This window comes from Mesoflavibacter sp. CH_XMU1404-2 (genome assembly GCF_037029465.1).
Lineage (GTDB): Bacteria > Bacteroidota > Bacteroidia > Flavobacteriales > Flavobacteriaceae > Mesoflavibacter.
In genome coordinates this window covers 15,061-26,909 of sequence record NZ_JAYMEM010000033.1, presented here as the reverse complement: position 1 = coordinate 26,909, position 11,849 = coordinate 15,061, and the positions used below count along the sequence as shown (strand labels likewise).

15 protein-coding genes are annotated in these 11,849 nt (G+C 29.5%); 1 reads left to right on the top strand and 14 read right to left on the bottom strand.

Going from position 1 to position 11,849, the window contains the following annotated elements; translation table 11 throughout:
* Positions 1-687 precede the first annotated feature (687 nt).
* From WA327_RS14890 to WA327_RS14855, 8 genes are all read right to left on the bottom strand, one after another.
* Positions 688-2,481 carry a DUF262 domain-containing protein gene (locus WA327_RS14890; protein ID WP_336071040.1) on the bottom strand — a complete coding sequence of 598 codons (1,794 nt, stop codon included), beginning with the start codon at positions 2,479-2,481 and terminating at the stop codon, positions 688-690.
* Between the two features lie 2 nt (positions 2,482-2,483).
* Positions 2,484-4,421 carry a P-loop NTPase fold protein gene (locus WA327_RS14885; protein WP_336071038.1) on the bottom strand — a complete coding sequence of 646 codons (1,938 nt, stop codon included), beginning with the start codon at positions 4,419-4,421 and terminating at the stop codon, positions 2,484-2,486.
* Positions 4,422-4,423: 2 nt separating this feature from the next.
* On the bottom strand, positions 4,424-4,723 hold the full coding sequence (locus WA327_RS14880) for a hypothetical protein (RefSeq protein ID WP_336071037.1): 300 nt from the start codon (positions 4,721-4,723) through the stop codon (positions 4,424-4,426).
* A 149-nt stretch (positions 4,724-4,872) separates the two neighbouring features.
* A complete protein-coding gene (locus WA327_RS14875) occupies positions 4,873-5,508 on the bottom strand; it encodes a hypothetical protein (protein ID WP_336071035.1) in 636 nt (211 codons plus the stop codon).
* A gap of 162 nt (positions 5,509-5,670) precedes the next feature.
* A complete protein-coding gene (locus tag WA327_RS14870) occupies positions 5,671-5,982 on the bottom strand; it encodes a hypothetical protein (protein WP_336071033.1) in 312 nt (103 codons plus the stop codon).
* 2 nt (positions 5,983-5,984) lie between these two features.
* Positions 5,985-6,419: a hypothetical protein gene (locus WA327_RS14865; protein WP_336071032.1), complete on the bottom strand. Its 435-nt coding sequence runs from the start codon at positions 6,417-6,419 to the stop codon at positions 5,985-5,987.
* 163 nt (positions 6,420-6,582) lie between these two features.
* On the bottom strand, positions 6,583-7,359 hold the full coding sequence (locus WA327_RS14860; protein ID WP_336071030.1) for a hypothetical protein: 777 nt from the start codon (positions 7,357-7,359) through the stop codon (positions 6,583-6,585).
* Between the two features lie 707 nt (positions 7,360-8,066).
* Positions 8,067-8,240, bottom strand: a complete 174-nt coding sequence (locus WA327_RS14855) for a hypothetical protein (protein ID WP_336071028.1) — start codon at positions 8,238-8,240, stop codon at positions 8,067-8,069.
* Positions 8,241-8,290: 50 nt separating this feature from the next.
* Here WA327_RS14855 and WA327_RS14850 point away from each other — a divergent pair, with 50 nt between their 5' ends.
* Entirely contained in the window at positions 8,291-8,488 is a 198-nt protein-coding gene (locus WA327_RS14850) for a hypothetical protein (protein WP_336071026.1), read from the top strand.
* On the opposite strand, the gene WA327_RS14845 is transcribed toward WA327_RS14850, so the two are convergent.
* From WA327_RS14845 to WA327_RS14820, 6 genes are all read right to left on the bottom strand, one after another.
* Positions 8,442-8,969: a hypothetical protein gene (locus WA327_RS14845; RefSeq protein WP_336071024.1), complete on the bottom strand. Its 528-nt coding sequence runs from the start codon at positions 8,967-8,969 to the stop codon at positions 8,442-8,444. The two genes, WA327_RS14850 and WA327_RS14845, sit on opposite strands and share 47 nt — an antisense overlap.
* Before the next feature lie 155 nt (positions 8,970-9,124).
* Positions 9,125-9,715, bottom strand: a complete 591-nt coding sequence (locus WA327_RS14840) for a DnaJ domain-containing protein (RefSeq protein WP_336071022.1) — start codon at positions 9,713-9,715, stop codon at positions 9,125-9,127.
* Positions 9,708-9,926: a hypothetical protein gene (locus tag WA327_RS14835; protein WP_336071020.1), complete on the bottom strand. Its 219-nt coding sequence runs from the start codon at positions 9,924-9,926 to the stop codon at positions 9,708-9,710. The genes WA327_RS14840 and WA327_RS14835 overlap by 8 nt, the downstream gene beginning before the upstream one ends.
* 3 nt (positions 9,927-9,929) lie before the next feature.
* Positions 9,930-10,349, bottom strand: coding sequence for a hypothetical protein (locus WA327_RS14830; protein ID WP_336071018.1), 420 nt, complete (start codon positions 10,347-10,349; stop codon positions 9,930-9,932).
* Between the two features lies 1 nt (position 10,350).
* The gene (locus WA327_RS14825) at positions 10,351-11,154 is read right to left on the bottom strand and encodes a hypothetical protein (protein ID WP_336071016.1); all 804 of its coding nucleotides are present in this window, start codon (positions 11,152-11,154) and stop codon (positions 10,351-10,353) included.
* A gap of 202 nt (positions 11,155-11,356) precedes the next feature.
* On the bottom strand, positions 11,357-11,849 hold a 493-nt coding region (locus WA327_RS14820; RefSeq protein WP_336071015.1), incomplete at its 5' end, for a hypothetical protein.

Sequence of the window (11,849 nt, the reverse complement as noted above, 5' to 3'; positions counted from 1 at the left end):
TTCGAGTATTAAATTCAGTTTCCGTTATGTTTTTTTGCGCAAAGTTCCGCTGTTTTCAAAGTTCAGAATTCGAACAATTTTCACGTTTAGTTTTTAATTCCGCTATTGTAACCAACGGTTTGGTATAGATTTAGTTGCGGCTTAAAATCCGAAGGATTTTCAGCATTAAGCAACTAAGATAACAAATTGGTATGAATTTCCGAAAGGAAATTCAGTAGCAATTGAATATATACCTTGTTAACTACAGTATTGTGTTATTTTATGTGATTCAGCTGGCGAAATTGTACAGAGAAAACTTATTTTTTTCCGCTTTATTTTTCCGCAACATTCTGTTTTACTGTTTCCGTTTTTTGAGTTTCATACCGTTTTGAGCGACAGAATTCGACCGCAATTTATTCAATTCCGCACGAGTAAGTTTTAGAGTTCAGTTCCGTTTTATGTTTTTTAAATTCAGATCCTTAACAGGCTAAAATTCTGTTTTCAATCTTTTAAGTTACGTTGCTAAAACTCAGCACTAATTGAGCGTTTTTGGTTGATGCAATATTGTAGTTAACGGTAAAGTATAAGCGTAGTTCGGGATTACGAAGCCTACACTTTCAACTTAGCCGATAAGTTTGGTAAAAGTATGAAATTTTAACTTTAGCACTTTCACCCGCATTACGCTTATACAGTGTTGGGCACAGTTATTTATTCCATTAGATACTTAATTATTTTATTCACTTCATAGTCCTTTCGGTCGATACACTTTTTTAAATTCCAATCAGAATACTGTTCGGTTAGCTTGTCATTTACAATTGTTAATGAACTTTTTTTATAACCATCAAATTTTTTGCTCGTAACATTATTTATTGAACGATTAATGTTTTGTTCCAATACCACCAAATTCCCTAAAGAGTTTAAGTTTTCTCCCCATTCAGACTTTATTTTATCTCGTTCCTCTAAATTCTCATCATTATATGATTGTATATGCTCAATGTCAAGTGCATTCCAAAACAGATTTTTCTTTAAGTTTCTAATGTCTGTTGGTTCTGTTGAATTTGTGTTTTCTTCTAATAATGCTGATAATCGACAAAGTATGTTCTTTACTTTTGTGCTGTATAAAATGTCGCCTGATATGATTTCAGTCAATCTTTTCTTTTTCCAGTCGTAATGCTGATTGATTTTGTTGGTTATGTGTTGCATAACTGAATTGTAAGAGTCATTGACTATTAACTTCGTTAGTTGATTAGTAAATGAGCCATTTATCTCGTTGATTGATTTTTGATAAAGCAAACTATAAATCAAATACAACTTTGTAAGTTGTTTTGTAAACTTCTCTAACTTTATGTATTTATCACTTTCGTTTTGTAAGCTGTTTAGAATTAGAAAGTTTAATATCCAAAATCTACCATATCTTGACCACCACCATAGATGAAGTAATCCTGCATTTTCTACATTGGAATACGTATTATTTCGCCATTTATCTTCCCATTCATATCTCAAATCAATAATTTTGTCTATTTCGATAAGTTTTAATTCAAGATTGTTTGATTTTATAGTATTTCTAAAATGTTCCCATTGGTTTATATTGAATAAAGTTTCAAATAACCTATCAAAAAATGTAGTGGTTCCGTAGGTGTATAAAACATTGGGCAAATTATATTTAGCAATTAAAAAGAATTGATAGATATGTAGAATGCTTTGAATGTTGGCTATTTCACTTTTAAATGTTTTGTTGTTTAAATCTATCTTTTCGTACAAGGCACTAATGTCATTAAACGCCTTTTTATTCTCACCACTCATATTTAAGTATTCGTACATACGAATTTTAAAAATGTCTCCAGCATTTAAGTCTAAACCAGTGGTGTTTATTGCATCAAATATTTGTAATGTTTTTGATAAACTCGCCTTAGTTTCTATAACTACAAAATATACATTTGAAAACAAATGCTTAATAAATCTTTCAATTTCAAATTGTTCCGAATCTGTTTGATTATCAATTAGATTTCCTATTAGTTTGGCGTTTTCGATGTATTTATTTAAAGAATTTCCATTAGAGCTTACAATTTGATTTTGTGCTAAAAGTTCTTGTAAGTTTTCTTGTTGCTCTCCATTATTGACTTCTGTGCTTAACCAATCAAGTGAAATGTTTTGTATGCTTTGAATATGCTGATATTTAGATTTAAGGACTTTAAGTAGAATTAGAAAAGTGGTTATCCTTTGTTGTCCATCTATAATATGTTGCGTATTATCTTTTTTTAATTCAGAAAGTTGCATAGTTCCTATGAACATAGGTTCTGCATCTTTGTCTTGTTCATATCCCCAAAATGAAACGAAAATATCGTTTATAAATTTTTTTAATTGTGTTTCAGTCCAAGAATATGGTCGCTGATAAATTGGTATGACATAATTGGTAGTTCCATTCAAAATAATGTTTTTGCTATTTTGAGAATTATGTTTAAGAGTGTAAGTACCAGCATTTATTGAAAATGTTGCACACATAATTAAGTTGGTTTATAGAATTGCCAAACCTTACTTTTTAATTCATCTAAACGAACTAAAAACTTATACATTTCTGTAATAACCAAACTGATGTTTTTGGTGTTGGTTTCATCATAAAAAGACGAAGTATTTGGAAGCGTTAAATAAGCATAGTACTGAAGTACAAAGCAACCTTCTCGATTTGCTATTTCATCATAAAACTTTAGAGCTTTAAAGTCTGGAAAATTGGAAATGTAATTATTATAGTCTGTTTCCAGTTGTTTAAATTCATTTTCCAATCCAGTTTCTTTGATTGCATCTTGCAATGTATTATGATTGTTGATTGGTGCAACCCATTTATCGGAAACCATAATCAATCGAACACCACCTTCAAAAGGATGTGAATGCAGTTTAATCCAATGTCCCCAATCTTTGTCTGTAAATTTTATAAAAGCGTTGGACTGTACTCTTTTTCCTTGTGGTTTTATTTGGTTCGCTATTTCGGGTAAGTTCTTTTTTAATTGAGGTAATAAAAGATGTCTTAAATGTTTTAAGAAATTACCTCTGTGATAATCTACAACTGGTGTATCAAATGCTTCAAGGTTTGTTACAGACGAAAGTGAAATGACAGAACCAATAATGTCCTCAACATCTTCTCCTTTTTCGGTAATTGAAACCTTTAGCGCATTTAGAAGTCGAGAAATACTTAAAGCTCGTTTCTTTAAATAATGGTCGTTTTCACAAAGTCGGAACAACACTTTTTCCCATTCTTCGTCAAATTCTTCCGATTGGTTTAATTTATCAATGCTTTGTTGGTCAAGCGGTTTTAAATTCATTTGCAAAGCAACATTTTCGTTCCATTTGTCAAATGCCGAATGTAAAGACAGTAATCTATAAACAGGTGGATATGCAATTTGAATACTTACCAAAGCATAATTTATCAATAGTTCCAATTCCTCATTCAATTGGTCGTCCTCTTGGTTGTTATTCTTTGTTGAGTTTATACAGCTAATGAGTGAAAGCGAATTCATTAGTCTTTTTAATGCTCTTGGGTTTGTTCCGACTGATAAATTTGAAATCTCCGAAAATTTTGAAACGAGTTCTTCGTTTTTGGAATGCGTTTCACTAATATAATTGATAGATACTAAACTCTCTTTTAGGAAAGTGTCAATCTTGTAACTTGTTACTGGCATTGAAAAAGGAACTTGGATAATTTTGTCGAAAAACGACCTAAATTCCCTTTCGTTCTGCTCTGATAATTTACCGAATTTTGGTTCAAGCCCTTTTATAACAACATCATAATCTATGGCTAAAACAAAAACACAGTTTTTTAGAGTGAAAATATTTTTTAATAATTCTAAAAGTTGCACAGCAACTGGTGGGTCAATTCGGTCTAAATCATCAATGAAAAAGATAAAACCTTCCTTTTTTGCGTCCTTTTGTAAACAATCGCTGATAATATTTTCCAATTCATCTCTTATCTGACTAATCGTTACTTCTTGTTCTTGGCTTAAAGACTTTTCAATCTCATCCATTGCAGAACTTGCAATGCTGTTGAGTGAACTTGCTACTTTTAAAGCCGAAAAACCTATTTTCTTGACATTTTTTAGTAGTTGGTTTTTCTTTTGATTATCAACATTGGCTATTTTTGAAACTTCATCAATCAATTTTGAAATGATGTCTATCAAAGTTGATGAAGCATCTTTCATTAAAGCGTATTCCCAAGTATTTAACCAAATAGAGTGGAAGTTTGAGTTATCACTATCGCTCAAGTTCTTTTTTAGACTATTCATTAATGAGGTTTTTCCGCTTCCCCATTCTCCTTGAAGTGCAATAGTTATTGGTGTATTTGTATTTTCAATAAACTTTGTAAGACCATTTTCAAAAGGTTCAATACCAAAATTGTCCTTTTCTCCGAGCGATACATTTCTTGGTATATCTGTAATACTTGATTTTGCCATATTTATTTAGAATATTTTCTACTTATTCTTTTACCTTTTTCGTCTAATGTTTCTGCGTAACTGCCATCTTGGATAGAAAAAGTATTTCCAGAAGCTCCAAGAAACCTGTCTATTTTTTTATAGGTTCGTGAAATTCTTTTTAGGTCTGCATCATATACCTCTATATAGTTTCCGTCTTGAACAACCACTATTTCAGATGAATTTCCCAATAAGTCTCCGTTGTTATATGCTCGTTTAATTCTTTTTCCTTTACTGTCGTAAGTTTCTATGTAGTTACCGTCTTTTTCTGCTCGTGCTATCATAATTTAGTTTTAAATTCAGGGGTTTTAATTGTGCCCAACGGTCTCGTATAACCGTCAGTTACGGGTTAATATGCGTTAATTTTCGGTTTAACACTGACGTTAGCAATTCCGAGTGGATTCGGACGTAGTCGAATCCACCGTAATTGCGGTTATACATTGTTGGCAAAAGTTTTTTTCTTGTCTTTAATTAAATCAATAATTTTTTCAATATCATATTCCCCTTTGGTCAAATAGTAGTTCCCGTTTTCGTCAATCAAAGCAAAACTTCCACAATTATAATGTATTGGAAAGAAGATTTTTTCTATAAGATTTCCAATGTCAGGAATCCATTCTAATTTTCGTCCGTATTTTTTAGTGCCTTCTATTGTTTTATAAACAAAAAACTGACTTACATTTTCATTCTTATTTATTTTTCTTAAATAGCGACTATATTTTTCACGTAAAAAAGAACTTCCAGCTCCTGAATTACATCTGTCTAATCCTGGAAAATAATTAATGACAATAATGTCACTTTCATTTAACTCTTTTCCTGATGATTTTGATAAATTGGTTTTTATAGAGTCAAGTTTTTGTTTTGATATTTTACCTTTTTTAACTCTTAAAACTTTAACATTTACAATTAAAGTATCCAAATCAAATTGAAGATTATATGTGAGTTCTTTGGTGTTTTCATTAAATTCAGATTCAGATATATTCTTTAAATCATCATTAAGATAAATCTCTCTAGTTTGTCCAAAAGAATTATAAATAAAACTTAAAAAGAAAAGTATTAAAATTCGTTTCATTTTTTTCAAAATTTTTGCCAACGGTTTTGTATAAGATTAGTTGCGTGGTTAAGCAACGAATTTAGCAAATACAAACCGAATAGAAAATCCGCGAGGATTTTCGTAAGCAGGCTCGTACCAAGCAATTAATTTTATACGTTGTTAGGCATAGTACTTTTCAGTTCAAAAGTGTTTTAATGAGCCTAAACCTGCTTTAATTCGCATTTCGTTTCGCACTTTATCTACTCTTCTCGAAAATGCGAAGCCTTTACTATCAATTGCCTCTAAAATTAACTTCGCAGGTCCATAACTTTTATTCAGTTCCAATTCAACGAGTAATTCCGAAAGTCCAAAAACATCTTCTTGATGTATCATATTTTGTACTTCGGAAGGAAGTGCCAAAAAACTTGCTAAATTTTCTGTCGCTCTTTTTTTTAAAAATGGTTTAATTACAAGGAAATAAACCAGTACACAAATTATTATAAAAATTACCATATCTATTTATTTTCAAATTCTTTTTCCAAATCGTCGCAAATCGCAAACATATCAGTCATTATTTTTTGAGCCATCATCCATCCAGTTTCTTCAGTTCCGATACTTTTTGCAATCGAAGTTGGATTTTCGTTTTGTTTTGGTAGAATATTATGCAACCAATTTTCCAGCATTAGAACTGCGCTAATGTGCATAAAATCGATTTTTTTCTCCATCGATTCGTAATGTTTGTTTTTTATGTAATCAACTTTTACAGAAGTATTCATAATGTCAGTCGCACTTGGATAAAACTTATTTTCCAAAGTCACAAAATATTTCATCGTTTCGTAAGAGTTCATTGTTTCAGTTCGGATTTTTTCCAATTCCGAATTTCCGTATTGTTTAGCAAAAAATTCTTTTGAATGGTTAATTCTTTTGGTTTGCATTTCTTTTACAATCATAATCGTATTTTTTTCATATGTTTTACAACGGTCTCGTATAACCGTCAGTTACGGGATTAAAGTTAATAATTTTCGGTTAAGAACTGGTGTTAGCAATTCCGAGTGGATTCGGACGCAGTCGAATCCGCCGTAATTGCGGTTATACATTGTTAGGCAACGTTTTTTATTCATAGTATTCTATTTTTCTTTCAGCCTCAATATCTGTATTTTGCAAACTAACACCAGCTTTTCTTTTATAAATCCAATTTCCATTTTTATCCAATTCATAATTCCAGTTATAACTTACATTATTTTCAATATCAGTCTGTCTATTCAAAAACCCATTTTCATCGTAGCCAAAACTAAATTTTCTTTCGGAATTGTCATCAAAGTAAAATTGCGTTTCGCTGATTTTTTGGTTTTTATCGTTATAAAAAAAGGTCGTTTTATGACTGTCTATTTCTGTTTTGCTTTTTAATCTGTTTGATTGGTCATATTCATATATTAGAGTTGAGATTACTATATTTGGCTCGTAATACAAAACTTCTTTAGATATCTTCCCTTGGTCATTATATTCGTATTTCCAATTTCGTTCTAATCCGTTGTTCGAATTGAAAAATTGTGTCTTAATCAAATTACCATTACTATAATGAAAAACAGATTTTGACTGCAAATCATCATTTTTGTCAAATCTGACGATTGAATCTAAATTGTCAGAGTAGTAGTATTTTTCTTTATGCCATAAAGAGTTTTTTGAAACCCAATTTAGTTGGGAAATAAATCCGCTACGATTAAAGTAGTAGTGAGATTCTGTCAATTGGCTAAATTCGTTTGTTTTAAACGATTTTACATTTCCATTCAAATTCATTTTCTCCAAATCAGTTTTAATTTCCTGTGACTTTTTATCACAGCTAAAAATGATTAAAAATGTTAATAAAAAAAGATAGTGTATTTTTTTCACGATTTTCATTCAAATGTTGCCTAACGTTAGCGTATAAATTTCAGTTGCGGAAAATCGTACCGATTTTCCGATTGAGCTGAAAGATAGAAAATTGCAATGAATTTCCGTAGGAAATTCAGCCGCAATTGAATTTATACATTGTTGGTTGCAGTTATAATTCAGTTTTTTGAGGTTCATTCAGAGTTTTGATTTGCGTTCTGCTATTCAATTCCACGTTTTGATTCCGCAATTTTGGAATTCGATAGAGTAGCAGTGATCAATTCACGTTTTTTAAATTCCGCACGAGTTGGTTTCAGCGCACAGTTCCGTTTTACATTTTCAATTCAGCGTTACTTTTCGGTCTCGAGTTTTAAATTCAGTTTCCGTAAAACTTTTTTACGCAAAGTTCTGCTGTTTTCAAAGTTCGGAATTCGCACGATTTTTACGTTTAGTTTTTAATTTCGCTATTGCAACCAACGTGTTTGTATAAGGTTAGTTGCGTGGACTAATATTAACTTTAAAAATAAGCAATACAAAAGAAGCACGCAATAAGTTTCCAAATAGGAAATTATTAGCAATTGATTTTATACTGTGTTGTGTGGCGTTATTTATGTCGGTTGAAAATTCAGAAAGAATAACAAATCAAATCCTTGAGTTGCTTAAAGGTCAAACTTATAGTTTTTCAGAGGAAGTCTTAAAAAACTGTCTACTTGATTTAAAAGAAAAGTCTAAAGTTGTTTAATCTTTTCTTTAAGTTCATTATAAGAGATTTTAGCAACAACAGAGTGATCATTACCAAATCTAATAATGGTTTCTGTTGAGCTTTTTTCTCTTATGAAACATATTCTATCTAAAAATACAGTTGTTTGTTTTCCTGATGTGATTAATTCAATTGTTTTCATTTGATGTTTTTATTTAGTTGCACGATGTTCTTTTATGCGTAAATATAATCATGTCAGATTTAAAAGCTAAAAAAAAAGACATAGATAAATTAATTAAATCTACTCCTCAATTTATTAATGATTTGCATAAAATAAAAGAGGATGATAAGTTAATTGAATATATATCAATTGAATTTGGTATAGATTATCTTTTAGGTGCTATTACACGTATTCATTCAGATATAAAAAGGGTAAAAAAGTCTTCTTAACTTCAATTCCTTTATTATAATTTTCAATTACTTTTTTATCAATCGATTTTATAAATAAATCCGATATGTCTTTGTATTGCTTTATTTCTTCTGCGCTTGATTCTAAAAGTCCATTATCTATTAGTTGAAAGTATTTTTTTAATCTATCTATAAATTTTTTATTTATAAGGCCTTTTTGTTCAGATATGTACTTGTTTCTGTTTTCATATTTTAATAAATCTGAAATAAGTGTTTTTATAGAATGTTTTTCCATTAGGTCAATCCTATCATCTGTTATTGAATTACCTTTCTTTAATTTAGCTCTACGTTCTAATTCCGAATTATCATAATATTCTTTTTCTTGTCTTTCGTGTTCTTTTTTGAATTTATTTAAGAAAGAAATTTCTTCATTGTTAAACTCTTTTTTTGACTTTATATTTATTAGCATTTTTAGTTCACTAACACTAAAAACGCTTAAATCAAATTTAAAATCTTCTTCCATAAATATTATTATTAACGTGTATTAAATGACACACAACGTTTTTGTATATGGTTTGTTGCGTGGTTAAGCACGTAATTTAGCAAATAAAAACCGAATAGAAAATCCGCGAGGATTTTCGTAAGTAGGCTAGAACTAGCAATAAATTATATACGGTGTTAGCGGTAGTTTTTATTGTTCTTTTGTCTTTTCTTTTCCTCCATTAATTTATTCCAATCTGATATTGCTACTGCAAAAATTCCGATTGCAATTAGCAAAATAAATAATCCCGCAAATAAACCTGTTCCTCCTTCGATATTTGATGAAAACAACATAATCATAAAAAACAGAAAAAAAAATCCTAAACAAAAAAGCAAAATTATCGCACCTATTGTTGGTGTTTTCTTAACTGCAAATTTTATTTCAAAAATTGCAGAATTTATAAAATCCTCATACGGCATTTTAGAATACTTATCTGCGGTTTGTTTAGCAGATTCACGTTGTTCTTTAAATTCAGGTTCGAAATCGTTTTGACTTACTACAGTTTTATTTTTAAATTTAATATTCCAATAATGGTCATAAATTTGTCTTTTCTCATCATTTTTTAAAACTTCATATGCTTCAAAAACTTCTCTAAATTTGTCAGATGCGTTTGGCGAATGGTTTTTATCTGGATGATATTTTTTAGCTAATTCCCTAAAAGCCTTAACAATTTCTGATTTTGTAGAGTTGCTGGAAATGTTTAAGATATGGTAATAATCTTTATTCATTTTTCCGAACTTCGTTGGATTCTTTAGTTGAACTTGAAGCAGTTGAAAACAGATAATATATTACGGCTCCAAATAGAATTATTCCAAATACTTCTCCAAACAAAACTGCTCCGTCAGCTCCGTTCGATAAATCTTCAAAAAATGCAGGAATTGCACCCATTAATAGACCGAACGAAAGCAAAATACCTAATATAATTTTAATTGCTTTCATAATTTAGTTGGTTAAGTCTTTGATTAGTTTTGGACCATTTGTGTAGGCGTTTTTATTAATTATATCTTGCATTTTTGATAAAAATACTTTGTTGTTCAAATCACTGCTGAATTTTTGTCTGAATTGACTTCTGCATTTATAAATTTCTGTTTCTATTGCAGAATAATTTGAATTCATTTGTGAACTAATTGTTTTTACGTCAGATTTATATTTACTTAACAATGTTCCTTGAGATTGATAAGAATTATATATTTCCAATAATTTGGCGGTATCAACTCCATTTTCTGAAAGTGCTGTTTTACTGCATTCGCAAATGAAGTCCGCTCCAGCTTTTGCTTTTTGGTCAATTGACTGGCTAAATGATTTTGTTGAGATGAAAATCAATGATAGAAAGATGATTTTAATTATTTGTTTTGGTTTCATACTATTTTACTGTTTTGTTTGATATTTCTTGTTTTAATGTTTTTAATTTATCCTTTAAAGAAATCCGATATTTACGTTTTAATACTTTAGCAATATTCTTATCTTGAAAAGTTCTAATATTGTTTTGTCTATTTTCAAGAAAATAACGATAATAATTCTTATGCTTAATTGCGTTTGCAATTTGCTTAAAAGTAGGATATAAATTATCTCTATTAGAATTTAGCTTAACAGCATTGGATGTTGCAATTAAACAATCAAAATCCCTCAACTCGTTTTTGAAGAGATTATCCAAGTCTATTGTTAAGTTCCAATTGTGGTCAATTGATTTTAGCTCACTTTCTTCTCCGAATTTTTCTATTTTAGGTTGTTCAATTTCTTTTAAACTACTTTTTGTATCGTTAACAAGATTATTCCATAATTTGGTTAATTCTTGTTTTTTAATTTTATCAATGTAGGGGTTAATTGAGATACAAACAGTTCCCCAATTTTTGCAGATATGATTATCTGAAATACCTTCTGCGTCAGCAAGTAATTTTATATGCTTAACAAACTCTTCATTCGATGTGATATTGTTTTTGTAAGGTATTACATAACCAAACCCTTTTGTTTTTTCATCGTTTATATTGTTAGAAAAAACCATTGTATAAGTTCCTTGTCGGTTCTTCTCTGAAAGTCTACCATAACGAATCGGTAATCTAACTCGATGTTTTTTTTCAAGTAATAGTTCATTTTGCCATTTTTTTCGGATTTCTGTCAAATCCCAAAGTAAAGAACCTATTACAATCGCTCCCATTTTTATTTCCATAGTGTCTTCTGCTGTTTTTTTGGTCAAATTACCGCTAACGTTGGCGTATAAATTTCAGTTGCGGCTTAAAATCCGCAGGATTTTAAGTTAGGCACTAATTTAGCAAATTGGAATGAATTTCCGAAAGGAAATTCAGTAGCAATTGAATTTATACATTGTTGGCAATAGTATTTTATTTGATTATCAATTTTGAATTTATTGTTCAACTTCTAAGTTGTTCTTTTTCAGAAAATCTTGGATCATTTATTATTTTTATTTTAAACTGTTCATATGTATTTAGAATGTTTAACACCTCTGATTTTTTTATATTAAATCTAAAGTTAAGTTGCTTCTCATTTTCTTTATAAAAAAAAATCAAACTACTTGGTTGTCTTAATTTTGGTTTGCAATAAACTATTCTCAAAATATCATCATTTGGTATTTCCTTCAGTTTAAATAGTAACGGATAATTTAATTTGAAAGACTTTTTATATAATTCAAGTTGATAAAAGTTCTTATAACTTAAAAAATAAGAGATAATTAGTGTCAATAATAATATTGAAATCTTAGTTAATAAAGAATAATTAGATAGAATTCCAAATAATATAATATGAATTGAAATTGTCAATAAAATGACTAAATCAAAAATCCAAGTTGTCGTTTTAAAAATTCGATGGTTTTCAGTCAATTTTTTTCTCTTATTGTTGCCAACGTTA

Excerpts from the sequence above, each read along its gene's own strand:
- WA327_RS14890 (WP_336071040.1), bottom strand. The coding sequence starts at position 2,481 with ATGTGTGCAACATTTTCAATAAATGCTGGTACTTACACTCTTAAACAT.
- WA327_RS14885 (WP_336071038.1), bottom strand. The coding sequence starts at position 4,421 with ATGGCAAAATCAAGTATTACAGATATACCAAGAAATGTATCGCTCGGA.
- WA327_RS14880 (WP_336071037.1), bottom strand. The coding sequence starts at position 4,723 with ATGATAGCACGAGCAGAAAAAGACGGTAACTACATAGAAACTTACGAC.
- WA327_RS14875 (WP_336071035.1), bottom strand. The coding sequence starts at position 5,508 with ATGAAACGAATTTTAATACTTTTCTTTTTAAGTTTTATTTATAATTCT.
- WA327_RS14870 (WP_336071033.1), bottom strand. The coding sequence starts at position 5,982 with ATGGTAATTTTTATAATAATTTGTGTACTGGTTTATTTCCTTGTAATT.
- WA327_RS14865 (WP_336071032.1), bottom strand. The coding sequence starts at position 6,419 with ATGATTGTAAAAGAAATGCAAACCAAAAGAATTAACCATTCAAAAGAA.
- WA327_RS14855 (WP_336071028.1), bottom strand. The coding sequence starts at position 8,240 with ATGAAAACAATTGAATTAATCACATCAGGAAAACAAACAACTGTATTT.
- WA327_RS14850 (WP_336071026.1), top strand. The coding sequence starts at position 8,291 with ATGTCAGATTTAAAAGCTAAAAAAAAAGACATAGATAAATTAATTAAA.
- WA327_RS14845 (WP_336071024.1), bottom strand. The coding sequence starts at position 8,969 with ATGGAAGAAGATTTTAAATTTGATTTAAGCGTTTTTAGTGTTAGTGAA.
- WA327_RS14840 (WP_336071022.1), bottom strand. The coding sequence starts at position 9,715 with ATGAATAAAGATTATTACCATATCTTAAACATTTCCAGCAACTCTACA.
- WA327_RS14835 (WP_336071020.1), bottom strand. The coding sequence starts at position 9,926 with ATGAAAGCAATTAAAATTATATTAGGTATTTTGCTTTCGTTCGGTCTA.
- WA327_RS14830 (WP_336071018.1), bottom strand. The coding sequence starts at position 10,349 with ATGAAACCAAAACAAATAATTAAAATCATCTTTCTATCATTGATTTTC.
- WA327_RS14825 (WP_336071016.1), bottom strand. The coding sequence starts at position 11,154 with ATGGAAATAAAAATGGGAGCGATTGTAATAGGTTCTTTACTTTGGGAT.